This window comes from Ochrobactrum soli (genome assembly GCF_003664555.1).
GTDB classification, from domain to species: domain Bacteria; phylum Pseudomonadota; class Alphaproteobacteria; order Rhizobiales; family Rhizobiaceae; genus Brucella; species Brucella teleogrylli.
The window spans coordinates 156,434-181,000 of record NZ_RCHH01000009.1 but is presented as its reverse complement, the minus strand read 5'-3'; the positions used below and the strand labels follow the sequence as shown (position 1 = coordinate 181,000).

Genomic DNA, 24,567 nt, shown 5'->3' with positions numbered 1-24,567 from the left:
CGCGCGGGAGGACATCATGGCCAAAACCTACAAATCCGTTAGAATTTCCCATGGCTCCGGTGGCTGGGGCGGACCGCTCGTCATCCAGCCGACCGAACAGCGCAGCAAAATCGTATCCGTGACCGGCGGCGGCATTCATCCGCTCGCCAGACAGATCGCGGAAATGACCGGGGGCGAAGCCGTAGACGGTTTCCGCGCTCCCCCCATTGAAAGCGAAATGGCCGTCGTCGTGGTCGATTGCGGCGGCACCGCCCGTTGCGGCGTCTATCCGCGCAAGCGCATCCCGACCGTCAACCTGACGCCAGTCGGCCAGTCAGGCCCCCTGGCGCAGTTCATCACCGAAGACATTTATGTCTCCGGCGTAAAGCCAGAAAATGTCGTTCCTGCTGATGGTTCCGAGGCTCCTGCAGCCGCAGCTTCCTTAGGAGCTGCCGCCGCCAAGGCCGATGAAAAGCCTGCAGTGCCGATCGATACGTCGAATGATGGCGGTCTCGTCGGGCTGATCAGCCGGATCGGCCGCGTCATGGGCCGTGTCGTCGGCATTTTCTTCAACGCCGGTCGCCGCACCATCGATCAGGTCATCCGCAACGTTCTGCCATTCATGGCTTTCGTGACGATGCTGATCGGTCTCATTCTTTACACCGGCATCGGCGATATTCTTGCCCAGCCGATGGGACCACTCGCCAACAATATCATTGGCCTGCTTGTGCTGTCGGCTATCTGCGGCTTGCCGTTTCTTTCTCCGATCCTTGGACCGGGCGCAGTCATCGCGCAGGTAGTGGGTGTGGCCATTATCGGCCCGCAGATTGCCAATGGCACAATCGCTCCGGCAATGGCCCTGCCCGCGCTCTTCGCCTACAACACGCAGGTCGGTTGCGACTTCGTGCCGGTGGGTCTGGCGCTCGGCGAAGCCAAACCGAAGACGATTGAAATCGGCGTGCCTGCGATCCTGATCAGCCGCCAGATTATGGGCCCTGTCTCGGTGCTCATCGCCTGGCTCGTCAGCCTCGCCGTGCTTTGACGCAAACTGGCTCGTCGCATCAAAGCGGCGGGCCGCTCCTCCCAATCTCTGCCCTTAATTTTCGGCATCCTCATCTCCCCAATTTTTGGAGGATGTCGGTTGAGTGAAATTGAAAAGGACTGCCGCCATGCCGATACATCTCAAGACACGGATCACCGCAATTGGTCCCGAAGTGGCTGATCTCGCCGAAGGCGGCGTTCTGATCCTGTTTGCAGAGGGCTCCCCGCCCGAACTGGCGGAAGTCTCGGTGATGCACGTAGTCGAAGACGGTCCGCAGGAAGCTGCGCCGCCGGTTGGCGCGCTCATCACCATTGGCGACATTACGGCAAACATTACGGCGGTTGGAACAAGCGCCTGGCAAAAAGTGCGTGACATCGGTCATGTGGTGATATCGTTTACCGGGGCCGACTCGACCGACCGTCCGGGCGAAATCTGTGCCAGCGAAGTTGACGGCGCCGCTCTGGTTGCCGTGCTGCGCGAAGGACATATGATCGTCATCAGCGACTGATCTCAAGAAGCATTCATAATCCAAGGCTCTCAAATGGAACGCTCCACCATCGTCCGGGTGCATGAAGGGCTGCATGCGCGCCCCGCCACCCGTTTCGTCAAGCTCGCCAAGGGGTTCGAGTGCAATATCGAGATCGCAAAGAGCGGCAAAAGCGTCAGCGCGAAAAGCTCCGTTAAGCTCATGCTGCTTGGCGTGAAGGAAAATGACGAAGTCACCGTCAGCGCCGAAGGGGCTGATGCGATTGAAGCACTGGAAGCGCTGATCGGCTATCTCGAAAACCCGCGGGCGGGGCTTGAGGAAAATGACGGCGCAGCCGTTGCTGCGGTGGCGGAAGCTGCTCCCGTCGCCGTCCCGGTCGCGAGTGTTGCGATTGCAGCGTTGCCGGAAGGCCAGATCAAGGGCGTTGCCGCCAGCGAAGGTCTTTCGCTTGGCGAGGCGTTTCCGTTTTTCCCTGCCGAAATCACGCCCGGCACCGGCAAGCTGGCACCTCACGAAATCGCACCGGAAATCAGCCGTTACGAGGCCGCTGTTGCAACTGTTCAAGAGCGGATGGAACATTCGCTCGTGCGCGGCGATCTCGCCGAAAGTGATCGCGGCATCGTTGCTGCATTGAAGGACATTGCCTCCGACGACAGCCTGCGGGACGAAGCACTCGCCCTTATTCGCGGCGGCATGGATGCGGTCTCCGCCACGCTCGGCGCTGCCTCGACGGTCGCGCAGCAATTCGCCAACCTCGACGATCCCTATCTCAATGCCCGCGCCGACGATGTGCACGCAATCAGCCGCCAGATTTGTCTCGCCTTGCTCGGTCAGGAAGACCTCAATCTCGACGGACTACCGGACGGTGCCATTCTGATCGCCGAAGACATCGGCGCTTGGGACTTGGCCCGCGCACCGCTGAAGCGCATTCGCGGCGTGGTTTGCGGCCATGGCGGCGCGACCTCGCATGTCGCGATCATCGCGCGCACGCACGGAATCCCGGCAGTGCTTGGACTTGGCGACGCTGTTCATAGACTGAAGACAGCGCGACAGGTTGCCGTCGATGGCAGTGCGGGCATTGTCCATCATGACCCGGATGCCTCCGTTCTGGCCGAAATCGAAAGCCGCATTGCCAAGGCCACGGAAGAACAGCGTGCGCTGGACAAGTATCGTGACTACACGCCGCATCGCGCCGATGGCGTGGTGATTGAGGTTGCGGCCAATCTCGGCGCTTTGGAGGAAATCGAAGCTGCCCAGACCGCAGGCGCGATGGGCGTCGGCCTGTTCCGCACCGAGCTTCTGTTCATGAAGCATATCCATTTGCCGTCCGAAGACATGCAAATGGAAACCTATGCATCACTTCTGCGCGCTTTCGCACCCCAGTCTGTCATTGTCCGCACACTCGATATCGGCGGTGACAAGCCCGTCGCCGGCATCGAGTTTCCCGAGGAGGAAAACCCGTTCCTCGGCTGGCGCGGCATCCGCATGTGCCTTGACCGCCCGGAGGTGTTTAAGCCGCAATTGCGCGCCCTGCTTCGCGCCGCCGTGCACGGCAATCTGAAGGTCATGCTACCGATGGTTTCCGATATCGAGGAGATTCGGGCGACAAAAAGCCTGATTGCCGAATGCGAGCGCGAGCTGGCAGCAGAAGGCAAGCCTTACGGCACGTTTGAACTGGGTGTTATGATCGAAACACCGGCAGCGGTTTTCGCAGCCGATCAGCTGGCCAAGGAATCCGCCTTCTTCTCCATCGGCACCAATGATCTAACGCAATATGTCATGGCGGCAGACCGTCTCAACCCGACGGTCGCGAGGCTCAACGACGTGCATCATCCAGCTGTAATAGCGGCCATTGAAATGACCGCGAAAGCAGCCACGACAGCGGGCATCATGGTTGGCATGTGCGGGGAAGCGGCAGGCAAGCCGGATTTGATACCGGAATTTATCCGCATGGGACTGACCGAGCTCAGCATGAGCCCGGCTTCCATTCCCCGCGCCAAGAAAATCATCGCCGATCTGTTCGGCGACTTAAGGTAGGTGGGCAATCAGCGTCGCGAAGAGGGTTTCGAGCTTCTTCGCGTCGTGGGTTTCTGCCGCATCCACCAGCCGCTCATAGCGTGCCTCCAGCACCATGAATACACTTTCCAGCGGATCGATATCGGCGAGATCAGCAGGTTTTACGGTCGCCAGCCCGCAAGCGAGGCAAGCTGCCGCAAGCCCGACCACTTCCGCCTTGCGCAGATTTTCCGGGTCGCACGAGGCTTCTGACGGCATCAGGCGGACGGGCTTTTCAGCCAGCGCTTCCAGATAAAGCGCGGCCAGCGCCTGTGCAACCTTTAGAGGATCGCGCAGAAGTTCCGCATGCTTGCGCAACAGACGCCCGTGGATGACCGAAAAAGCCGCTTCGTGGATAAGTGCGTTTTCAAGTCCGTAGCGCCGCATCGTTCCCTTGAGGAAATAATACATATCGCTGCGGAAACCGCGCGCACCTTCCGCGCCGGTGCCGAAATAAAAGGATAGGCTGCGCATCTGTGGCGCGCCATGATGTTTGGCCGGTTCAGACGAAATAATCGAGATTGAGATCGCTTCGGCGGCGGTCAGCGCCGTATCCATCACGCCTGCGGCATGGCCCAGAAGCGCTTCCGGCGCAGGCAGGCTGGTTTCGGGCGCACGCGAACTTTGCCGGGCGCGCCTGATCACATAGCGCACGTCACGCAGACGGTCTTTCAGATTGACGGCGATTTCATCGGAAAGTGTGCGCAGCATGCCGGTCGTCCCTCCCTGCGAGGCCAACAATCGTATCTTAACCGATACAAAAGAAGTATTGTTTTCCTCGTCCCGGAAAAGCAATAGGGTCCATATCACAAAGACGCAAACTGTAAGAATTTTGGGGAATCGATTTGAGAAAGACCGCCAAGGGGAAACGGAACGCAGCTGAAACCAACGACCTTCTGGTGGGATCCGAAGGCGTTGCAGCGGAAAACCGCACCAGCCGCCTCAGAACCCGTGCGGCGTGGATGTATTATGTCGAGCAGATGACCCAGAGCGATATTGCCGATGCGCTGGGTGTTGGCCGCGTGACCATTGTGCGTCTTCTTGCCGATGCCCGCGCCCGCAACGAGGTGAAGATCACCATCGAAGGCAAGCTTTCGGCTTTGACCGCGCTGGAAGCGGCGCTTGAAAAGGCGTTCAGGCTGGAACAGGCTATTGTGGCGCCCCTCTCCTCTGCTGAGACCGATCCGATTCCTCCGATCAGCGCGGCGACAGGCGCTTATCTGTCGGAAAAAATCCAGCACGGCATGCGCATTGGCGTCGGCTGGGGCCGCACCTTGTCCAGCACCTTGCAGCATATCGGCTCGCGTCCGGTGAACGATCTCAAGGTCATTTCGCTTCTCGGCGGCATTGTGCAGCCACGACGCTCCAACCCGCCCGAATTTGCCTGGCAGTTCGCGCAGATGCTGCAAGGCGAAGGCTACCTTATCCCCGCGCCCGCCCTTGTGGACAGCAAGGAGACTCGCACAGCCCTGATTGAGCGCTGTGGCCTGAACACGGTGCTGAACATGGCGGAAGATCTCGACATGGTGTTGCTCAGCATTGGCGGCATCGAGACCGCCAGCAGCACGTCCTACCGCGTGGGGCTCGTCGATGAAGAGCAGAAACAATCGCTGCGCGCCAATGGTGCGGTCGGCGACGTTCTGTTCCATTTCTACAATGCCGATGGCCGTATCGTCGATGATCCGGTGCATGAGCGCGTCATGTCGGCCAGCATCGAAAGCTTGCAAAACACGCCGCAACGCATCCTGACATCCGGCGGCAAGGAAAAGATCGAAGCGCTTCTGGGCGCGATGAAACTTCTGCGGCCAACGGTGTTCATCACCGACGAGGAAAGTGCCGCCGAAATGCTCCGGCGCATCGGACATTCCGTTCCGAACTGAACCGCTTAGTAGTGAGAATACAAATAGTTAGGGCGCTTTCGTGATCCTGCACGAAAGCGCCCTTTGAAATGGGCCGAAATTACTTGCGCAATTCGGCTTCGATTTCGTCCAGAACCTTGTCCTTGCCGATGCCGGTCAGGAATGCGAGGCCCTTGATGACCCGCTTCTCGACTGCGGCGGAAATAGGCGTCGTGGAAACGATGAAATCCACATTGTCAGCCAGAGACGGCACTTCGGTCGCCTTGGCCTGCTGGGCGTTGAAGGTCAGCCCGCGCTTTTTCATCTCTTCGGTGACGGCAGCATTCACGGCAGTGGATGTTGCGACGCCGGTGCCGCAGGCAAAGAGAATCGTTTTCATTTTGGCCATTTTGTTTCCTCCGATTAACCGAGCGCAGCTTCCACGTCACTCAATGTGCGCGATTTCTTGAGATTCTCGAGCGCGTCCTCATTTTGAATGGTCGCCATCACCTGTTGCAAGGTCTCGATCTGTTTGTCCTTGTCATTGATGGCAAGCAGGAAGACAAATCCGACGGGAACGTCCTCTTCCGGATCTTCCATATTGGCGAAGATGACGGGGGTTTTCAGCGTCGCAAAAGCGATGCCCGCTTTCAGGACATGCTCGGGGTCGGTATGCGGAACGGCAACGTTTTCTTCGCGCTCCAGCGGCAGACCGGTTGGCATGGTCTGTTCCCGCTTCACGACCGCATCCGCATAGCTTGGCTTTACATAGCCGAGCCGTTCCAGCTTCGCCGCCAGAATACGGATAATTTCCTCATTGGTTTTGGCCTCGCTCTGCAGCTCAATCGCTTCAGGGTCGAGAAAAGCCGTCAGGCCGTTCGCCATTCCATCCTCCATTGCAGATAGCCGCATACCTCTCCGGTATGCGGCCAATATTGCTTTTGCGCCTTACCAGTTGTTCTGCTCGGCTGGTTCGTCTTCCGCACCGGCAGCGCGTTCCCAACCGTCGGTGTTGCGACGATAGAGAATGAACGCTGCGGCGATGACGACTGCAAGAACCGCGATTCCAACAACGCCTAACCACTGGATTGCGGCGATGATGACATAAGGCACCCACAGGAAGCCGTCGACCACCGAAGTGATCTGCAACGCGTTTTCCGGCAACTTGAAGCCAGACGACACGGCAGCGCTCGTGAAGAGCGGAGCCAGCGCATTGGCCACATAGAAGCCGATGGCGAGCGTCACCGTGCCGACGACAACCATGCGGAACACGTTGCCCTTCAACAGCGGCGCAGTCATGGCGACGATGAACGGAATAACCGCAAGATCGGCAAACAGGATGACGCGGTTGCCCGGCAGTATCACCGACAGGATGATCGCAATCGGCACGAGGATCAGCGACGACGAGATCGCAGCCGGATGGCCGATCAGGATTGCCGAATCGAGACCGACCAGCAATTCGCGATCGCCGGTGCGCTTGCGCACGAATTCCTGTGCGGCATCAGAAACCGGCAGCAGGCCTTCCATCAGGATTTTGACCATGCGCGGCAGAAGCAGCATCACGGCGGCAAGCGTCATGCCGGTGCCCAGCACCTTGGCCAGCACATGGCCGAAATCGCCTGAATTGTAGAAAGCGATGAGACCAAGCACGAGACCGATAATCAGGCCCAGAACCACCGGCTCGCCGAAGACGCCGAAACGGCGTTCGATGGTTTCGGTGCTGATGTGGATCTTGTTGATGCCCGGAATGCGATCCATGATCCAGTTGAGCACGATGGCAATCGGCAGAATCTGCGCCGATGCCAGGTGTGGAACGGAAACGCCCGGAACGCCATAGAACTGCTGTACGGCGCGTGCCGACCAGTCAGCGAACAGCAGCGACAGAGCCGCAACAAGAGCTGCAACGATAATGCCATAGGCGAGATTGTCCGTTGCGGCGACGACAAGCGAGCCGACAAAGGCAAAGTGCCAGAAGTTCCAAACATCGACATTGAGCGTGCGGGTCCAGCGCATCAAAAGCAGCGCGATGTTGACCAGAATGCCGACCGGAATGACCCAAAGCCCCACGGACGAACCGAAAGCGATGGCCGCAGCCGAAGGCCAGCCCACATCGACGATATCGCGCTTGATGCCCGTATTGGTAACAATCGCCTGAGCCACCTCGCCAATGGAGGTGAACATCAGCCCCAATACGAGGTTGATACCGATGAAGGCGACGCCGATGGTCACGGCAGCACGGAAGGCTTTGCCCACCTTTGCGCCAAGAACCACGGCTATAATGAAAATGACGATAGGGAGCAGGACCGTCGCCCCCAACGTATCGATGGCCGATTTCAGGCCGCTTAGAAATGCGTCCATAGTTTTCTCCTCCCCCCGGCCATCCTCCAACGAATGCCAGGCCGTTCGAACGCTTGTATCAAGTTCCGCGCCGCATGCCCCCACAAGATTTTGTTGTGTTGCATTTTGAAACACCGGGCAGAACATTTGTTTTTTATAGCAGACCAATGTTTGTTCACAAGCGATAAAGCACGGTAAGGAATAACAGGTCTGTGGCGCGTGATAAATGTACACTCGTATTGACTTGGAAACAAATGTTCATTATCGGGTAAAGGAAGAGAGGCGCGAAGGCGTCTGGAGGAACATCAGGAGGAAAAGATGGCGACGAATGTGGCGTTGACGGGCTTGGCACGTGATATGCAAGCGCGTGCGGACAGCGGACGGCCGATCCGTATCGGGCTGATCGGCTCCGGCGAAATGGGCACCGACATCGTGACCCGCGTGGCGCATATGCCCGGCATCGAAATCGGCGCCATTTCCGAACTGCGTGTTCCGAACGCTTTGAAAGCGGTTGATATCGCCTATCAGGAAGAAGGCCACGGCAGGCAAGTATCAAACGCTTCCGACCTGACCTCGGCCATGGAAGGCGGCAAGGTCGCCGTTACGGACAATGCCAGTCTGATCCTCGAAAATGATTTGATCGATGTGGTCATCGACGCCACCGGCGTTCCTGCTGTCGGCGCGGAAATCGGCCTGCGCGCCATGGAACATGGCAAGCATCTCGTCATGATGAATGTCGAAGCCGATGTCACCATCGGCGCTTACCTCAAGGCAGAAGCCGACCGTCTGGGCGTCACCTATTCGCTGGGTGCGGGCGACGAACCATCGTCCTGCATGGAGTTGATCGAGTTCGTTTCAGCCATGGGGCATCCCATCGTTGCCGCTGGCAAGGGCAAGAACAACCCGCTCAATATCGACGCCATTCCCGACGATTATCTGGAAGAAGCCAAACGCCGCAACATGAATGTGCGTATGCTGGTGGAGTTCGTCGATGGCTCCAAGACCATGGTGGAAATGGCAGCCATCGCCAATGCCACGGGTCTGGTGCCGGACAAGCCGGGCATGCACGGCCCTGCCGCAACGCTCGACCAGCTCAACAAGACGCTGATTCCTAAAAAGGATGGCGGTGTGCTTTCGAAGGTCGGGGTCGTGGATTACTCCATCGGCAAGGGCGTGGCTCCGGGTGTCTTCGTCGTCGCCGACATGTCGCATCCGCGTGTTTCGGAACGCATGGAAGATTTGAAAATGGGCAAAGGCCCTTACTTCACCTTCCACCGCCCTTATCACCTGACCTCGCTCGAAGTTCCCCTCACCTGCGCCCGTGTCGTGCTTTACGGCAAGCCGGACATGGTGCCCCTGGCAAAGCCGGTGGCCGAAGTCTGCGCTGTGGCCAAGAAGGATATGCAGCCGGGCGAAAAGCTCGATGCCATTGGCGAATATTGCTACCGCGCCTGGATCATGACGTCTGGCGAAGCGCGTACCGCGCGCGCCATTCCCTGCGGTCTTCTTCAGGGTGGCAGTGTGACAAAGCCGATCAGGAAGGGCGAACTCATCACCTATGACAATGCTGCCGTCGCGCCGGGATCGAAGATCGCCGAACTGCGCGCTCGCCAGGACAAGCTCGTTTACGGAGCATAAGGAGCCGCACCATGGTTCAGGCCAGAAAGATTGATGCGCAGGTCGCAGATCGCCACAACCTGCCCTTCGCTTTCCGCACCTATTCTCCCGAACAGCTGAAGGAAGCGCTGCACAAGATGTATCTCATCCGCCGCTTCGAAGAAGGCGCGGAAGAAAGTTACACGCGGGGTTTTATTCACGGCACGATGCACCTGTCCATCGGACAGGAAGCAAGCGCCATGGGTTCATGCCTGCCTTTGACCGAAGATGACATGATCACCTCGACCCATCGCGGCCACGGTCATTGCATCGCCAAGGGCGCGGATGTGAAACGCATGTTCGCGGAATTTTTCGGCAAGGAAACCGGCTATTGCAAGGGCCGCGGCGGCTCCATGCACATTGCTGATGTATCCAAAGGCAATCTCGGCGCAAATGGCATTGTCGGTGGCGGTATTCCGATTGCTGTCGGCGCTGCCCTTTCCGCAAAAAAGCAGAAGAACAACAAGGTGGTCGTGTCGTTCTTCGGCGATGGCGCCAACAATGAAGGCGCTTTCCATGAAGCGCTCAACATGGCTTCCGTCTGGAAGTTGCCGGTCGTTTTCGTTTGCGAAAACAATGGCTATGGCATGTCTACTTCAACCAAGCGTTCAACGGCGGTGGTGAATGTCGCGGACCGCGCATCGGCCTATGCCATGCCGGGCAAGGTCGTGGACGGCAACAACCTTTCCGACGTTGCCGAAGCCATCAACGAGGCCGTGGAGCGTGCGCGGCGCGGGGAAGGCCCGTCGCTGATCGAGAACAAGACGTACCGTCTGCGTGGTCATTCGAAGAGCGACCGCAACCGCTATCGCACCAAGGAAGAGATCGAGGATTGGGCCAATAATCGCGATCCAATCGCGCATTTCGAAGCCGATCTGAAGGCTTATGGCGTGATCGACGACAAGGAGATCGAAGCCATTCGGGCCAATGTCGAGAAGGAAATCGCTGACGCGATTGAATATGCCCGCAACAGCCCTTCTCCCGACCTCACCAACCTGACCCGCGACGTATATACGGACGAAATCTGATCATGGACACCACCATCCGCGAGTTGAGCTATTCGCAAGCCATTCAGGAAGCCATGGCGATTGCCATGGAGCGCGACGACCGTGTTTTCCTGATGGGCGAGGACATCGGCGTCTATGGCGGCGCGTTTCAGGTAACCGGCGATCTCGTGCATCGCTTCGGCGAAGACCGCGTCATGGACACGCCGATTTCTGAACTGGGCGGTGCGGGCGTCGCCGTAGGTGCAGCGCTGACCGGCATGCGCCCGATTTTCGAATTCCAGTTTTCCGATTTTGCTGCGCTCGCCATGGAGCAGATCGTCAATCAGGCCGCAAAAATCCGCTATATGCTGGGTGGCGCGGTTTCGGTGCCGCTGGTCATGCGTTTTCCCGCCGGTTCAGGCACGGGCGCCGCCGCACAGCACAGCCAGAGCCTCGAAGCCTGGCTCGGCCACGTGCCCGGCCTGAAGGTTCTGCAGCCTTCCACCCCGCATGACGCCAAGGGCATGTTGCTTGCAGCTGTCGAAGACCCCGACCCGGTGATGATTTTTGAGCACAAGCTGCTCTACAAGATGAAGGGGCCGGTGCCGGAAGGCTATTATACCGTTCCCATCGGCAAGGCCGATGTGGTGCGCGAAGGCCGTGATCTCACCATCGTCGCGACCGCAATCATGGTGCACAAGGCGCTGGATGCGGCGGTAGAACTGGCCAAGGAAGGCATCGACGTCGAAGTCATCGATCTGCGCACCGTGCGCCCAATTGATCGCGACACGATCATCAGAAGCGTCAAGAAAACTTCGAAGCTGCTTTGCGTCTATGAAGCTGTGAAAACACTCGGCATCGGCGCGGAAATCTCTGCAATCGTCGCCGAAAGCGATGCTTTCGATTATCTCGACGCCCCGATTGTCCGCCTTGGCGGCGCCGAGACGCCGATCCCTTACAATCCCGATCTTGAACGCGCGACCGTGCCGCAGGTGCCGGACATTCTCAAAAGCGCCCGCGATCTTGCCAGGGGAGTGCGCTGACCATGGCAGTGGAAGTCATCCTGCCGAAAGTCGACATGGATATGGAGACCGGCCAGATTTCGCGCTGGTATGCCAAGGATGGCGATACCGTCACGAAGGGTCAGCTCCTGTTCGAAATCGAAACTGACAAGGCGGCCATGGAAGTGGACGCACCGGCCAGCGGCATTCTTGCAGATGTGAGTGTTGCCGAAGGCACTGTTGTGCCGGTCGGACAGGCTGTCGCGTGGATTTACGAAGAAGGCGAAGAGCGCAAAGCACCACCATCCGTTGAGCGCCCCGCCGATGCGCAGCCTGCTCCCTCGCAGAGCGCGCCAGTACCGGTTCGGGAGGATGGCCCCCCACCTGTCGAACCGGTCGTTTCTACCTCCCAAGCTGCTACCGCTCAGGACACAGCCGTGCGTGCAACGCCGCTTGCACGCCGGCTGGCCCGGGAGGCTGGCATCGATCTTGAGGCGATTGCAGGTTCCGGCCCCAAGGGACGCGTCCAGAAAAAGGATGTCGAGGCGAAGATTGGCTCTGCCCAAGCTGCGGTTGCGGCTGGCGCTGTAAGCCAACCGGTTGCACCCCCCGCACGAAGACCTACCGCCGGTTCCGCTGCACCGCTCAATGCAGTCTGGCTGCGTGAGGGTGAAGCCGGAAAACTGCCTGTTGTCCTAATCCACGGTTTCGCCGCCGACCTCAATTCATGGCGCGGCCTGTTCGCAGGGGCAACACTCGGCCATCCGGTTCTGGCGCTTGACCTTCCCGGACACGGTGCTTCCACGCGCACAGTGCCGGACAGCATCGATGCGATCGCGGAGGCCGTTGAAGCCACACTTGCCGCCTTTGGCGTGAACGCCTGCCTGCTTGGCGGTCATTCCCTTGGTGGTGGCGTTGCGGCGACCGTTGCCGCACGCGGCATCGTGGATGTGCGCTCGCTGGTGCTGATTTCGTCCGCCGGTCTCGGCCCTGAAATCAACGGCGCCTTCACCAAGGGCCTGATCGCCGCCAAAAGCGAAGCGAGCATCATCCCTTGGCTGAAACTGTTGGTCAGCGACGAAAGCCTGCTCACGCGGCCTTTCATCAATGCCACAGTCGCTCAGGCCGCTGATACCGAATTGCGCGCCGCGCAAAGCGCGATTGCGGAACGGTTCTTCACCGATGGCACGCAGACCTTCGATCTGCGGTCAACCATAGCCGGATTGCCGATCCCTGTGCGGCTGATCTTCGGTGCGGAAGATCGGGTCATTCCCGTCAGCCACGCCCATGGGCTGCCCGGAAAAGTCGGCGTGCATATCTTCCAGCGTTGCGGACATATGCCGCAAATCGAGGAACGCGCCGAAGTACTGCGTATTCTTGGCGAATGCGCCCGCGCCGTTGCCTGAAACAACAAAGCCCCGGTTGAACCGGGGCTTTTCTCATATATCAGGCAGTTAACGCCGCTAACGTCCGCTCAACCAGCCGCGTCATGGAGCGTGTCGAGCCAAAAGGCCAAATATCGCCGCCGAGATGATAAATATGACCGGCGCTGACCGCAGGCAGGACCGGCCAGATCGCGCTTTCCGTCAGTTCCTTCGGCGTCGCGTCATCCAACAGGCAAAGCCGTGTCTCCGGCGCTAGCGTGGCAAGCTCTTCCAACCCGAATGTCGTAAAACCAAAGGGCTGCACGCCGCGGTCGACTGCTTCCGAGAAGCCAGCTTGCACCATCGTTTTCATCACGGCAGAATTGGTCGTGAATATTCTCAATCGCGCCACACCGGGCAAAGGCTGCGCAATCACGACAGGCAATGGGCCGGATAGTTTCGCCCGCGCTGCCGACAGGCCATCTTCGAAAGATTGCCACGCGGCCCTGCGTTCCGCCTCGCGTTGCAGCGCACTTGCGGCAACGGCGAGATTTGATTTCATATCCTGAAAGAGATCGGCGCTATCGGATGCGCCGTCGAGCAGCACCGTCGGTGCAATCGCCTTGAGGCGCTCGGCAATCGCCTTATGGCGCAACGCCGATGTAAGGATCAGGTCCGGTTTCAGCCGTGTCAGCGCTTCAAGGCTCGGCTGCTGCCGTCCGCCCACATCGGCCGCATCGGTGAGCCCGTCATTCTCGATATTGACCCACTGGCGATAGCCCGCCAGATCGGCAACGCCCAGAGGGCGAATGCCGAGCGACAAAGCAATTTCCGTTTCCGCCCATTCGAGCGTGACAACCTTACGCGGCGTCTCGGCCCGAACAGAAGACGTAAGGGCGGCCAAAGCCGCCCCCACAAAAAATTCACGTCGTGAGAAACTCACTACCATTTCACACTCGTTGTCGCCACGATGGAGCGGCCCTGACCGTAATAGCACTGGCTGGTCGAATTGCAGCCCGCCACATATTTCTTGTCGCCGAGATTATAGGCATTCACCTGAAGGCGATAGTTGCCAAGATCATAGCGCAGGAAAGCATCCACCAGCGTATAGGATGGCACGAAGAAGGTGTTCAGCGTATCGCCAGCGGTCTTGCCGATGCGTCGTACACCGCCGCCAAGAACGAGATCGCCCTTGAGGTTATCCGGCAGCGGCACATTATAGCTGACGAACAACGACTGCTGATCCTTCGGCACGGTATAAGGCAGCTTGCCAATCTGGGCAGGCGTCTGGCTTTCGCTGACTTCCGGGTCCTGGAAGCTCATGGCAGCCGTCAGGTTCAGGCGATCCCACAATTGGGCCGTGCCTTCCAACTCGACGCCGCGTACGCGCACTTCGTCCGTCTGATAGTAGACGCCGGAAATACGATTGACGACATTCTGCTGTTCAGCTTCGAAGGCCGAAAGCGTAACGCTGTAATTCGCGCCTTCCGGGGCGTATTTAATGCCCACTTCCTTCAACGTGCCCGTGGTCGGCTTGAGCGGCGTATCCGCCAGCGTCAGCGTCGGCAGGAAGGACGTCGAATAGAGCGCATAAGGCACAAAGCCACTGTCGAAGACATAGGCTACGCCCGCACGGCCCGTGAACTTTTCAGGGTCCTGCTCATAGTCGACGCTACGGCCTGTTGAGAGCGTCGTCTGTTCGGAATCAACCCGGACGAAGTCCTTGCGACCGCCGAGCGTCACGCGCAGATTGCCTGCTTCGATCTGATCCTGCACATAAATGCCGGTCTGATACTGGTTTTGCAGAAGACGCGTCGTCGCCTTCACCGGCGTCAGCGGCTGATTGAAGGTCGGGTTGAACAGGTCCTGCGACGGACCAGCCGCCGAGCCAGTATAATTGTCGAGGCGCTGCCATTGCTGATCAACGCCGACCAGCAAAGTGTGCTCCAGAGAGCCGGTATCGAAGCGCGATTCAAGCTGCGTGTCGAAGGCAATTGAATCGAGTTCGGGCTGTGCCAGATAATTGGTGCGCGGCAGCGTTCTGCCATTCCAGCCACTGGTCGGCAGCACGCCCGCAAACAGGTTGCGATAATCGGTCTTCAGATGCGAATAGCGAAAGTTCTGGCGCAGCGTGAACGTGTCGTTGAAGCGATGCTCGAACTGATAGCCAACGTAACTGATTTCCTTCTTATAAGTCGCGATGCGCGGATCGCCATCGGTGAAATCACGCGGAATACTCTGGCCGGTCGGGTTCGGCAGCACGCTGCCATAGGCCGGAACGATCACGCCCGCCTGTCCCAGATCATCCTTGAGATAACCGCCCGAAACAATCAGGCTGGTATCCGCATCCGGACGCCAGGCGAAGCTCGGATTGATGGCAATACGGTTGTTCTTGCCCAGATCGTAGGACGTGTCGGCATCGCGGATCATGCCGTTCAGGCGATAGGTGAAACGAGGGTCGTTGTTGATCGGCCCCGTCAGATCGAAGCCGAATTCCTTGCGCTGGAAACTGCCGCCACGCAGATAGACCTCATTGGATGCCTCGGCCTGCGGCTGCTTGCTGACCATGTTGACGATACCGCCGACATTGCTCTGGCCAAACAGCGCGGAACTTGGACCGCGCAGAACTTCCACGCTTTCGAGCGAATAGGGTTCGACCACGAAGCCCGAATAACCGCCGGTCTGGTTGGCTATCTGCGGAATACGGATGCCATCAAGATAGAGATCAGCCGGGAAACCACGAATGGTGTAATAATCCGAGCGCACATCCGCGCCATAACGCTGACCGTTCACATTGGCGCTGTAAAGCAGTGCTTCACTAACCGACGAGACGGCGCGATCATTCATATTGTCGCGCGTGACAACGGAAATCGACTGCGGCGTTTCGCGGATCGGCGTGTCGCTCTTGGTGGCGGCGCGGCTATATTCAGCAATATAGCCCTCGACGGGAACGCGTGGCCCTTTGTCACCGGAGGTCTGCACCTCGATGGTGTTGAGCTGAATGACGCCCGTGTCCTGGGCCAATGCCGGAACGGCCACAGCGCCAAGCGCCACGCTAGCGAGAAGCACGGTTTTGAGTAGCGATCCGGCGCGTCTGCTGTTGTGAATGCGATCTGTATTGCGCACGGTGTCCCTGCTGGTCTTCAACTCTGTTCTCCTGCCGTTCCTGCAAAACGGCTACTGTCCGCAGCCCATCAAAGCAGCGGCTATAGCGATTATTTTTTATTGTTGCGCAAGTTCAGAATTCAGAATAATTCTAATTTACTCACACATATCAATGCGTTGCGCGAGCGAATATATTCGGGACAGTTTGGTGAGTCAGGCCAATCTTGGTTGCATTCGGGTCAAAATTTTGCAATTCCATTTAAATATGACAATTTCAGTCAAATTGGGCCAAAATGGAAATTCGCACGCGACCGAAACACGCCATCGACTATCAGGACATCGCACGCCCTCTGGCGGTGATGCGGCGCGACTATGAGAAAAGTGCCTCGTCCGGCTGGCATAGTCACCGGCGCGGCGAGCTTCTCTATAGCAATAGTGGCTATATGACGGCGCAAACCGAAGATGGCGCTTTCATGCTGCCGAGCGGTTATGCCGTGCTTCTCCCGCCCGATGTGCCGCACAGCGTCGATATTTATGGCTCGGTCGAAATGCATGCGGTCTTTATTGAAGAATCGGTCCTGCGCGATCATTGGGAGCCGACGCGCGTTTTGAAAGTTTCCCCCCTGTTGGACGCCAGCGTGCAGGCTCTGGCCGAAGAACCGGTGCTCTATGATGAGCGCGGGCGCGGCCAGCATCTGACAGCGCTTATTCTGGACGAAGTTCGCTCGGCGAAAGAACAGCCCTATGTCGTTTCGCTGCCGACCGATAAACCGTTGCGCAAGCTTTGTCGCAGCCTTCTGGATAATCCCGGTCTCGATCTCACGATTGACGACTGGGCGGATGAAGTCGGCATGAGCCGCCGCACCATGACGCGCAAGTTCCGTCTCCAGACCGGCATGAGTTTTGTCGAATGGCGGCAGCGCCTGCGGGTATCGCATGTCATGCGTAAACGTGCGGAGGGCATACCGCTTGCCATTGCCAGTGTCGAAGCGGGATATCAAAGCATTTCGACCTTGAAGAAAACGATGAAACGGTTGGGCGGGCAATAATGGCGTGCCTCACTGGTAGCGTGATTATATCCGCCGTACAGGCAAATTGATTTCAGCTGCCGCGAATAGTCCCAATTGGGAGACCAGACTGGTGCCGTTAAACGAGATGGAGAAACGACATGAGAGTGTCGGTACTTTCTTTAGCTGCGGCACTGGCGGTGTTCGCCTTTAATGCCGAAGCCAACCCGGTCGGCAATCTGCAAGCGCCCGCGCAATCGGGACTGGTGCAGAAAGCGGATTACTGGTGCGGCCCCGGCTGGCGCATGTCACGTCGCGGCGTATGTGTTCCCCGATATCGCCGTCCGCCACCCCCGCCTCCCGGTTGGGGATGGGGCCCGCCGCCACCACGCTGGGGCTGGGGTCCGCCGCCAAGAGACTGGCGCCGTCATCATTGGCGCGACGAATATCGCGACGGGCCACCACGCCACAGACCACGCCCCTATTGGGATTGATTCCAAGAAACAGGATCGGGCGGCTGAAGCCGCCCTTTCCTTTGGCATCTGCGTCATCACGTTACGTCATATCTGCTTCGCCCAACGCGAATTTACCGCCAGACCCTGTTGATATCTCAACAAAAATCGAAATTAAAATTTTTTGATTTACGTACCTCATTTTTGCTCCTATGGTTTGTGCGGAGGAGCAGGAATGAAACCTACCGTTCATGATATAGCGCGCACTGCAGGCGTCAGCCTTGCCACGGTTGATCGCGTTTTGAACGACCGTCCCGGCGTCCGGTCCAAAACCCGTGAACGGGTGACGGAGGCGATGAATACGCTTGGCTATGTCCGCGATGTGGGGGCCGCCAATCTGGCCCGCAGCCGGCTCTATCATTTCGATTTCATTGTGCCCGACAATGACAACACCTTCATGCTCAGCCTTCGCGAAGAGATCGCTGTTGCGAGCGAACACGCGCTGACCGAGCGTGTCTCGATCAATCTCGTTCTGGTTCCGGCGTTTGACGAGCTTGCGCTGGTCGCAGCACTTGACGCCAGCGCCCTTGGCAAGCCGGATGGGGTGGCTTTTGTCGCGCTCGATACCGATCCGGTTCGCGCGGCCTGTGACCGGCTGCGCGCAAGCGGCGTGCATGCCGTGACGCTGGTTTCTGACCTCGGCCATTCCGCCCGTGAACATTATGTCGGCGTGGACAATGTTGCAGCGGGACGCACGGCAGCCCGTCTTCTCGGCCTGTTCGCGAATGGGACAGACGGTGTCATCGCCATTCTCACCGGCTCGTTGAAAGTGCGCGATCATCGCGAACGTTTCGACGGCTTCACCTCCGCCATGCGAAGCGATTTTCCGGAACGCTCCATCCTCCCCGCCCTTGAAGGCCTCGACGAAGATGTGCGCGTGGAAAATCTGGTGCGCACCCTCCTTCGCGAGCGCAGCGATATTGCAGGCATCTACAGCCTCGGCGCTGGCAATGGCGGCCTGCTTCGCGCGCTCGCCACCCATGAGGGAAAACGCCCTCTGGTGATTGCCCATGAACGCGACGAAGCCACCTCGCAGGCGCTGGAACAGGGGCTGGTGCATGGCGTTCTGTCACAGGATGCCGGGCATGAAATCCGCAGCGCCATTCGCATCCTGAAAGCGTCCGCAGATCGTCTGCCGATCATTGCGGGGCAGGAACATATCCGCATCGAAATCTTTCTCAAAGATAACTTGCCGCAGTTCTGCTGAACCATCGGCCATCGTGAAATTCCGACAGGAGCCACCATGTATCTCGGCCTCGATCTTGGAACATCCGGCGTCAAAGCGCTTCTGATCGACGACAATCAGCGACTTGTTGGTTCCGCCCATGGCGAGTTGGACGTTTCGCGCCCGCATGCAGGCTGGAGCGAGCAGAACCCCGCCCAATGGATCAGCGCGACTGAAACTGCCATCGACGCCCTGCGGCAAGCTCATCCGAAAGAATTCGCAGCCATCAAGGGCATCGGCCTTTCTGGCCAGATGCATGGTGCGACATTGCTGGACGATACGGATCAGGTGCTGCGCCCCTGCATTCTCTGGAACGACACGCGGAGCTATCGCGAAGCCGCAGAGCTTGATGCCGATCCGGCCTTCCGCACTATTACCGGCAATATCGTCTTTCCGGGCTTTACGGCACCGAAACTGGTCTGGGTCGCCCGCAATGAATCCGAAACCTTCGCCAAGACGCATAAGATACTGTTGCCCAAGGATTATCTGCGCCTCTGGCTAACCGGCGAACACGTATCAGACATGTCGGATTCCGCCGGGACAAGCTGGCTCGACACGGGCGGGCGTCACTGGTCGTCCGAATTGCTTGCAAAGACGGGACTGACCGAAAGCCACATGCCGCGCCTTGCGGAAGGCAGCGACGCCACGGGCCAACTGCGTGCCGAACTCGCCGCGCGCTGGGGTATAGACGGTCGCCCTGTGGTCGCTGGCGGTGCGGGAGACAACGCCGCTTCGGCCTGCGGCATGGGGACTGTAAAGCCCGGCCATGCGTTCGTGTCGCTTGGCACATCCGGCGTCCTGTTTGCCGCCAATGGCGCTTATCAGCCAAAGCCGGAAAGCGCTGTCCATGCCTTTTGCCACGCGCTGCCGGGCACGTGGCACCAGATGGGTGTCATCCTTTCGGCGGCAAGCGCGCTTGACTGGTTCGCGCGTGTCGTCGGCACGACCCCGCACACGCTTGATCAGGAACTGGGTGACACCGTCCAGACGCCCGGCAGTGTAACTTTCCTGCCTTATCTCTCCGGCGAACGCACCCCTTATAATGACGCCAAAATTCGCGGCAGCTTCAATGGTCTCGAACATGAGACCGACCGCAACGCCATGACACAGGCCGTTCTGGAAGGCGTCGCCTTCGCCATTCGCGACAGTCTCGTCGCGCTCCAATCGGCGGGCACCGAAATTCATTCGCTCATCGCAGTTGGCGGCGGTTCCCGCTCGGCCTATTGGCTAAAATCGATCGCAGCGGCGCTGAACACGCCCATCTCGCTGCCGGAAGAAGGCGACTTTGGCGCGGCTTTTGGCGCAGCACGTCTGGGGCTGATTGCAGCCAGCGGCGCCGATCCGTTTTCGATCTGCACGCCGCCGCGCACCGCCCGTACTGTCGTGCCGGAACAGGCGCTGCTCTCCGCTTATGACGAAGCCTATCAGCGCTATCGCGCGCTCTACCCGGCCCTGCACTCGTTGGCTGGCTGAAGATCAAAACAAATGGGAGGATAACAATGGCGACCGGATTTTTCGGGGACATCGAGAAAGTTCGTTTTGAAGGCGCAGACAGCGATAATCCGCTGGCATTTCGACACTACAATCCTGACGAGATCGTGCTTGGCAAACGCATGGAAGATCACCTGCGTTTCGCGGTTGCCTATTGGCACACATTCGCCTGGGAAGGTGGCGACCCGTTTGGCGGGCGTACATTTGAGCGGCCTTGGTATTCCAACGATATGGAAGCGGCAAAGCTGAAGGCCGATGTCGCCTTCGAGTTCTTTTCGCTGCTCGGCGCACCGTACTACTGCTTTCACGATGCCGATGTGCGTCCGGAAGGCGCGAACTTCGCGGAAAACACCAAAAACCTTAACGAAATTGTTGATATTTTTGAGAAAAAGCAGGCTGAAACCGGCATAAACCTGCTCTGGGGGACCGCCAATCTCTTCTCTCATCGCCGCTATATGGCGGGCGCGGCAACCAATCCCGACCCGGAAGCTTTTGCCTTCGCGGCGGCCACGGTCAAAACCTGTCTTGACGCCACGATGCGGCTTGGCGGCCAGAATTACGTGCTTTGGGGCGGTCGTGAAGGCTATGAAACGCTACTCAACACCGATCTATCACGCGAACTCGACCATATGGGACGTTTCCTCAATCTGGTTGTCGAGTACAAGCACAAGATCGGCTTCAAAGGCACGATCCTGATCGAACCGAAGCCCCAGGAACCGACCAAGCACCAATATGATTACGATGTGGCCACGGTTTATGGCTTCCTGAAACGCTATGGCCTCGAAAACGAAGTGAAGCTGAACATCGAACAGGGCCACGCCATTCTTGCCGGGCACTCGTTCGAGCATGAACTGGCGCTGGCGCGCACGCTCGGCATCCTCGGTTCCATCGATATGAACCGCAATGATTACCAGTCCGGCTGGGACACGGACCAGTTTCCCAACAATGTGCCGGAAATGGCGCTCGCTTATTATCAGGTGCTTCTTGGTGGCGGTTTCAAAACGGGCGGCACGAATTTCGACGCCAAGCTACGCCGCCAGTCGCTCGACCCGCAGGATCTGCTGATCGGACATATCGGCGGCATGGACTGCTGTGCGCGCGGCCTCAAGGCTGCGGCGCGCATGCTGGAGGATGGCGCGCTTTCAAAGCCGCTGGAGGAACGCTATGCGGGCTGGGGCGGCGACTTCGGCAAGAAGCTTCTGGGGGATATGTCCCTTGAACAGATCACCACTGCCGTTGAAACGCAGGATATCAATCCGCATCCGAAATCAGGCCGTCAGGAATATCTGGAGAACGTGGTCAATCGCTACGTCTGACCTAGCGCATTTCCAGCAAAAGTGCGAAGCGCCTACGCAGGGAAATCAGTCCACTGGACTGATTTCTGTTCCCGCTTCGATACGTAGGATAATGCTTAAGAACAAGTAGATAGAGCGGTTCCCCGATTCTGTTTTAACCGGAACCGCTCTAGATGCTATCAAATCCCGCCATTCGGCGGGGTTTCAACTTAGTTCAACGCCACCGTGTGCGGCTTGCGGCACACGGCAAAACGGTCGAGCTTTTGATCGTAAACCGTTGTTTTGATTTGCATCATGCCAAGCACCGTATGAAACAGATTGTCATGCGAGGACGGTTCGGCAACTGTCTTCTTCAGGCAATCGACGTCAAGTCCCGTATCAGCCGCATAGTCCGGCGCAAACCATGTGATGAACGGCACATGGGTCTGCTGCGATGGCGCAATGAAATACGGCGCGGCATGAAGATAGAGACCATCTTCGCCGAGAGACTCGCCGTGGTCGGACATGTAGATCATCGACGAAGCGAATTTATCTTCATGCGCTTTCAGCATATCAATGACTTCAGACAGGATGTGATCCGTATAAAGGATTGAATTGTCGTATGCATTGACGATCTCGTCATGCGAGCATTTGGCGAAATCGTTGGAGCGGCAATCAGGCTTGAACTTCGCAAACTCTTCCGGGTAACGGCGAAAATAGGCTGGGCCATGGCTGCCCGTCATATGCAGCACGATGGTGGCATTGCCCGAAAGCGCGTTCAGTTCCTTGCCCAGACTATCGACCAGAATCTGGTCGATACATTCGCCGCCCTCGCAGTAACGCGCGTCCTTGACGGCTTGCAGTTCGATCGTCTTGATCCGGTCGGCAACGCCCTTGCTGCCGGTATTGTTTTCATACCAGGCCACTTGGACACCTGCGTGTTGCAGCACGTCCATCAGATTTTCCGATCCACGAAACTTGGTATTGGAAAACTCCTCGCGTGTAAAAGGCGAGAACATGCAGGGCACCGAAACCGAGGTTTCCGTCCCGCAACTCGTCGTGTCGGTGAAGGCGACAACATTGCGCTGCTTCAATTCCGGATTGGTTTCCCGCGAATAGCCGTTGAGGCTGAAATTCTGTGCGCGTGCAGTCTCACCCACGACAACAACCGTCAGCAGCTTCTTATCTGCCGGCAGCTTCGTCATCGCCTGTTTGGCATCAAGCCCGAGCGGCTCCATCGGAATGTCGCGATTCTTGATCGTATGCGCTACATATTGCACCGTGCTGGTGATCGGCGTTCCCGGCATCAGCTTTTGCATAATGTCAGCATTGTGCTCGCGGAACATTGAAGAATAGGCCGCGTAATTCACACCCAATATGGCAATCGACGCCGCGAGACAGGCGAAGATTATCCCCGTATTGACGGCCACCTTGCCGAGCAAGGGCCGATGCTTGACCCGCACCCATACGATCAACAAGGACGGCACAACACCGAACAACATCATGTGCCAAACGAAGCTTGGCGTCAGCAACGCGCCGGATTCAGCCTGCGTGGTCGTCAGCGCGGCCTCAACCACGAATTTGTCGATGATCGTCCCGAATGTATCGGTAAAATAGGAGCCGCCAGCCGCGATCAGGACAAACAGGATCAGGATCGGCTTGATGACGTATTTCGCCGAAAACACCAGAAGCAGCGCGGTATGGAGTAGCACGAGTGCCGCCGCAATGCCCGCCAGTTTCCACGGCGCATCAGCGTAATAAGCGCCGAGTGCATGCCAGAAAGAAGCGTTGGTGAAGATGAAAACGTAGAGCACCGTCAGAAGGCACAATGGGCCGCTGGCGATTGTGGGACGGAATTTCTGCATGGCGTATGTCTCAAGCGGCTCTGTGCGAGACCTGCCCTAAAAGCGGGCAGATCAGAATGACCAACACGCCTTCGCAAGCGTTTGCTTAGAAACATGCAATTAAAATGGTTTTTTAACGGCAGAGCGGCCACAAGGTGGCCGCTCAACTTAATTATTCGCTTCCGATCAGAGATTGACCCAGGCGCCGTTTCTCTTCGACGAGCGGACGCAAGCGTCGATAAAGCTCACACCTAGCAACCCATCGTCAACGGTTGGATAAATCACCGCACCGTCCGGCTTTTTGCCTTCACGATGCGCCTCGATAGCATTGGCTGCTTCGGTATAGATCGTCGCAAAAGCTTCGAGATAGCCTTCTGGATGACCAGCAGGCACACGCGTTACCCGTGCAGCTTCAGGTCCGGCACCCGCACCGCCGCGCGTGATAAGCCGTTTTTCGCCCCCGAACGGGGTAAACCACAGCCGGTTCGGGTCTTCCTGCGCCCATTCAATGCCGCCTTTGGTGCCGTAGACACGCAGGCGAAGCGCATTTTCGTTGCCGGGCGCAACCTGGCTGCACCAGAGCATGCCCTTGGCGCCGCCCGCAAAGCGCAGCATCACATGCGCATTGTCATCAAGACGACGCCCCTCGACAAAACTGTCGAGATCGGCAGCCAGACTGTCCAATGTCAGCCCGGTGACGAAGGATGCAAGATTGAAGGCATGGGTGCCGATATCACCCGTGGCACCACCAAGGCCGGACTGCGCCGGATCGGTGCGCCAGACAGCGCCCTTCGCGCCCGTGGCTTCGACGGCTTCGGTCAGCCAGTCCTGCGCATATTCCACCTGCACAACACGCAGATCGCCCAACTCACCGCTCGTCACCATGGCGCGGGCCTGCCGCACCATCGGGTAACCGGTATAGTTGTGGGTCAGCACGAACAGCGCGCCGCTCTCATCAGCCGCTTTCTTCAGCTTTTTGGCATCGGCCAGCGTGGAGGTCAGCGGCTTGTCGCAAATGACATGGATGCCGCGCTTCAGGAATTCTTTCGCGGCTTCATAGTGAACGTGGTTTGGCGTCACAATGGAAACGGCTTCAATGCCGTTTTTCAACCGCGCTTCGCGGATCGCCATTTCGCGGAAATCCGAATAGATGCGGTCCGACGCCAGTCCCAGTTCACGTCCTGACGCTTGCGCCTTTTCCGGCGAGGACGACAGTGCGCCCGCAACCAGTTCGAAGCGGTTGTCGAGCCGTGATGCCATGCGGTGCACGCCGCCAATGAAGGCCCCTGCTCCACCGCCAACCATCCCAAGCCGGATGCGCGGCGTTGCTGTTTCCTTGGTTTTGGCTTCAATCGTCATGAGTT

21 protein-coding genes are annotated in these 24,567 nt (G+C 58.3%); 13 read left to right on the top strand and 8 right to left on the bottom strand.

What is annotated here, in order from left to right:
• The first annotated feature begins 16 nt into the window (after positions 1-16).
• The 3 genes from srlE (at position 17) to ptsP (ending at position 3,545) form a co-directional block, all read left to right on the top strand.
• Complete coding sequence (gene srlE, locus D8666_RS16515) at positions 17-1,021, top strand: PTS glucitol/sorbitol transporter subunit IIB (protein WP_109367541.1); 1,005 nt, start codon at positions 17-19, stop codon at positions 1,019-1,021.
• Between the two features lie 127 nt (positions 1,022-1,148).
• Positions 1,149-1,529: a PTS glucitol/sorbitol transporter subunit IIA gene (locus tag D8666_RS16510; protein WP_121538799.1), complete on the top strand. Its 381-nt coding sequence runs from the start codon at positions 1,149-1,151 to the stop codon at positions 1,527-1,529.
• 33 nt (positions 1,530-1,562) lie between these two features.
• Positions 1,563-3,545 (top strand): phosphoenolpyruvate--protein phosphotransferase, encoded by a 1,983-nt coding sequence (ptsP, locus tag D8666_RS16505; RefSeq protein WP_121538797.1) that lies wholly within the window; start codon positions 1,563-1,565, stop codon positions 3,543-3,545.
• On the opposite strand, the gene D8666_RS16500 is transcribed toward ptsP, so the two are convergent.
• Positions 3,537-4,274, bottom strand: a complete 738-nt coding sequence (locus D8666_RS16500; RefSeq protein WP_121538795.1) for a hypothetical protein — start codon at positions 4,272-4,274, stop codon at positions 3,537-3,539. The two genes, ptsP and D8666_RS16500, sit on opposite strands and share 9 nt — an antisense overlap.
• Before the next feature lie 134 nt (positions 4,275-4,408).
• Here D8666_RS16500 and D8666_RS16495 point away from each other — a divergent pair, with 134 nt between their 5' ends.
• A complete protein-coding gene (locus D8666_RS16495) occupies positions 4,409-5,443 on the top strand; it encodes a sugar-binding transcriptional regulator (RefSeq protein WP_121538793.1) in 1,035 nt (344 codons plus the stop codon).
• A 79-nt stretch (positions 5,444-5,522) separates the two neighbouring features.
• On the opposite strand, the gene D8666_RS16490 is transcribed toward D8666_RS16495, so the two are convergent.
• The 3 genes from D8666_RS16490 to D8666_RS16480 all read right to left on the bottom strand — a co-directional run bounded on the left by D8666_RS16490 (position 5,523) and on the right by D8666_RS16480 (position 7,759).
• Positions 5,523-5,810, bottom strand: a complete 288-nt coding sequence (locus tag D8666_RS16490) for a PTS sugar transporter subunit IIB (protein WP_078340332.1) — start codon at positions 5,808-5,810, stop codon at positions 5,523-5,525.
• Between the two features lie 14 nt (positions 5,811-5,824).
• On the bottom strand, positions 5,825-6,286 hold the full coding sequence (locus D8666_RS16485) for a PTS sugar transporter subunit IIA (protein ID WP_121538791.1): 462 nt from the start codon (positions 6,284-6,286) through the stop codon (positions 5,825-5,827).
• A 63-nt stretch (positions 6,287-6,349) separates the two neighbouring features.
• Complete coding sequence (locus D8666_RS16480; protein ID WP_109367547.1) at positions 6,350-7,759, bottom strand: PTS galactitol transporter subunit IIC; 1,410 nt, start codon at positions 7,757-7,759, stop codon at positions 6,350-6,352.
• 297 nt (positions 7,760-8,056) lie between these two features.
• Here D8666_RS16480 and D8666_RS16475 point away from each other — a divergent pair, with 297 nt between their 5' ends.
• From D8666_RS16475 to D8666_RS16460, 4 genes are read left to right on the top strand one after another with little or no spacing between them, the layout of a single operon-like run.
• Positions 8,057-9,376: an NAD(P)H-dependent oxidoreductase gene (locus D8666_RS16475; RefSeq protein ID WP_121538789.1), complete on the top strand. Its 1,320-nt coding sequence runs from the start codon at positions 8,057-8,059 to the stop codon at positions 9,374-9,376.
• 11 nt (positions 9,377-9,387) lie between these two features.
• Positions 9,388-10,422, top strand: a complete 1,035-nt coding sequence (locus tag D8666_RS16470; RefSeq protein WP_109367549.1) for a thiamine pyrophosphate-dependent dehydrogenase E1 component subunit alpha — start codon at positions 9,388-9,390, stop codon at positions 10,420-10,422.
• Positions 10,423-10,424: 2 nt separating this feature from the next.
• Positions 10,425-11,423 carry an alpha-ketoacid dehydrogenase subunit beta gene (locus D8666_RS16465; protein ID WP_109367550.1) on the top strand — a complete coding sequence of 333 codons (999 nt, stop codon included), beginning with the start codon at positions 10,425-10,427 and terminating at the stop codon, positions 11,421-11,423.
• A 2-nt stretch (positions 11,424-11,425) separates the two neighbouring features.
• Positions 11,426-12,787, top strand: a complete 1,362-nt coding sequence (locus tag D8666_RS16460; RefSeq protein ID WP_109367551.1) for an acetoin dehydrogenase dihydrolipoyllysine-residue acetyltransferase subunit — start codon at positions 11,426-11,428, stop codon at positions 12,785-12,787.
• A gap of 40 nt (positions 12,788-12,827) precedes the next feature.
• On the opposite strand, the gene D8666_RS16455 is transcribed toward D8666_RS16460, so the two are convergent.
• Complete coding sequence (locus D8666_RS16455; protein ID WP_121538787.1) at positions 12,828-13,694, bottom strand: iron-siderophore ABC transporter substrate-binding protein; 867 nt, start codon at positions 13,692-13,694, stop codon at positions 12,828-12,830.
• Positions 13,688-15,892 (bottom strand): TonB-dependent siderophore receptor, encoded by a 2,205-nt coding sequence (locus D8666_RS16450; RefSeq protein WP_109367553.1) that lies wholly within the window; start codon positions 15,890-15,892, stop codon positions 13,688-13,690. Before D8666_RS16450 ends, D8666_RS16455 begins: the two co-directional genes overlap by 7 nt.
• 251 nt (positions 15,893-16,143) lie before the next feature.
• Here D8666_RS16450 and D8666_RS16445 point away from each other — a divergent pair, with 251 nt between their 5' ends.
• The 5 genes from D8666_RS16445 (at position 16,144) to xylA (ending at position 21,401) form a co-directional block, all read left to right on the top strand.
• The gene (locus D8666_RS16445; RefSeq protein WP_109367554.1) at positions 16,144-16,899 is read left to right on the top strand and encodes an AraC family transcriptional regulator; all 756 of its coding nucleotides are present in this window, start codon (positions 16,144-16,146) and stop codon (positions 16,897-16,899) included.
• 119 nt (positions 16,900-17,018) lie between these two features.
• Positions 17,019-17,351, top strand: a complete 333-nt coding sequence (locus D8666_RS16440; RefSeq protein WP_124915971.1) for a hypothetical protein — start codon at positions 17,019-17,021, stop codon at positions 17,349-17,351.
• Positions 17,352-17,544: 193 nt separating this feature from the next.
• On the top strand, positions 17,545-18,576 hold the full coding sequence (locus D8666_RS16435; RefSeq protein WP_109367556.1) for a LacI family DNA-binding transcriptional regulator: 1,032 nt from the start codon (positions 17,545-17,547) through the stop codon (positions 18,574-18,576).
• A gap of 36 nt (positions 18,577-18,612) precedes the next feature.
• Positions 18,613-20,067, top strand: a complete 1,455-nt coding sequence (gene xylB, locus D8666_RS16430; RefSeq protein ID WP_121538785.1) for a xylulokinase — start codon at positions 18,613-18,615, stop codon at positions 20,065-20,067.
• 26 nt (positions 20,068-20,093) lie between these two features.
• Positions 20,094-21,401, top strand: coding sequence for a xylose isomerase (xylA, locus tag D8666_RS16425; RefSeq protein WP_109367558.1), 1,308 nt, complete (start codon positions 20,094-20,096; stop codon positions 21,399-21,401).
• Positions 21,402-21,589: 188 nt separating this feature from the next.
• Here the strand turns inward: xylA and D8666_RS16420 are convergent, their stop codons facing one another.
• Positions 21,590-23,224, bottom strand: a complete 1,635-nt coding sequence (locus D8666_RS16420; protein ID WP_109367559.1) for a phosphoethanolamine transferase — start codon at positions 23,222-23,224, stop codon at positions 21,590-21,592.
• A gap of 165 nt (positions 23,225-23,389) precedes the next feature.
• Positions 23,390-24,562 carry a Gfo/Idh/MocA family protein gene (locus D8666_RS16415; protein ID WP_109367560.1) on the bottom strand — a complete coding sequence of 391 codons (1,173 nt, stop codon included), beginning with the start codon at positions 24,560-24,562 and terminating at the stop codon, positions 23,390-23,392.
• Between the last annotated feature and the right edge of the window lie 5 nt (positions 24,563-24,567).

What these genes read in the sequence shown, in the direction of transcription:
- xylA (WP_109367558.1), top strand. Translation starts at nt 20,094, where the DNA reads ATGGCGACCGGATTTTTCGGGGACATCGAGAAAGTTCGTTTTGAAGGC.
- srlE (WP_109367541.1), top strand. Translation starts at nt 17, where the DNA reads ATGGCCAAAACCTACAAATCCGTTAGAATTTCCCATGGCTCCGGTGGC.
- ptsP (WP_121538797.1), top strand. Translation starts at nt 1,563, where the DNA reads ATGGAACGCTCCACCATCGTCCGGGTGCATGAAGGGCTGCATGCGCGC.
- D8666_RS16500 (WP_121538795.1), bottom strand. Translation starts at nt 4,274, where the DNA reads ATGCTGCGCACACTTTCCGATGAAATCGCCGTCAATCTGAAAGACCGT.
- D8666_RS16445 (WP_109367554.1), top strand. Translation starts at nt 16,144, where the DNA reads ATGGAAATTCGCACGCGACCGAAACACGCCATCGACTATCAGGACATC.
- D8666_RS16415 (WP_109367560.1), bottom strand. Translation starts at nt 24,562, where the DNA reads ATGACGATTGAAGCCAAAACCAAGGAAACAGCAACGCCGCGCATCCGG.
- D8666_RS16455 (WP_121538787.1), bottom strand. Translation starts at nt 13,694, where the DNA reads ATGGTAGTGAGTTTCTCACGACGTGAATTTTTTGTGGGGGCGGCTTTG.
- D8666_RS16460 (WP_109367551.1), top strand. Translation starts at nt 11,426, where the DNA reads ATGGCAGTGGAAGTCATCCTGCCGAAAGTCGACATGGATATGGAGACC.
- D8666_RS16510 (WP_121538799.1), top strand. Translation starts at nt 1,149, where the DNA reads ATGCCGATACATCTCAAGACACGGATCACCGCAATTGGTCCCGAAGTG.
- D8666_RS16475 (WP_121538789.1), top strand. Translation starts at nt 8,057, where the DNA reads ATGGCGACGAATGTGGCGTTGACGGGCTTGGCACGTGATATGCAAGCG.
- D8666_RS16480 (WP_109367547.1), bottom strand. Translation starts at nt 7,759, where the DNA reads ATGGACGCATTTCTAAGCGGCCTGAAATCGGCCATCGATACGTTGGGG.
- D8666_RS16490 (WP_078340332.1), bottom strand. Translation starts at nt 5,810, where the DNA reads ATGGCCAAAATGAAAACGATTCTCTTTGCCTGCGGCACCGGCGTCGCA.
- xylB (WP_121538785.1), top strand. Translation starts at nt 18,613, where the DNA reads ATGTATCTCGGCCTCGATCTTGGAACATCCGGCGTCAAAGCGCTTCTG.
- D8666_RS16440 (WP_124915971.1), top strand. Translation starts at nt 17,019, where the DNA reads ATGAGAGTGTCGGTACTTTCTTTAGCTGCGGCACTGGCGGTGTTCGCC.
- D8666_RS16435 (WP_109367556.1), top strand. Translation starts at nt 17,545, where the DNA reads ATGAAACCTACCGTTCATGATATAGCGCGCACTGCAGGCGTCAGCCTT.
- D8666_RS16465 (WP_109367550.1), top strand. Translation starts at nt 10,425, where the DNA reads ATGGACACCACCATCCGCGAGTTGAGCTATTCGCAAGCCATTCAGGAA.
- D8666_RS16485 (WP_121538791.1), bottom strand. Translation starts at nt 6,286, where the DNA reads ATGGCGAACGGCCTGACGGCTTTTCTCGACCCTGAAGCGATTGAGCTG.
- D8666_RS16420 (WP_109367559.1), bottom strand. Translation starts at nt 23,224, where the DNA reads ATGCAGAAATTCCGTCCCACAATCGCCAGCGGCCCATTGTGCCTTCTG.
- D8666_RS16470 (WP_109367549.1), top strand. Translation starts at nt 9,388, where the DNA reads ATGGTTCAGGCCAGAAAGATTGATGCGCAGGTCGCAGATCGCCACAAC.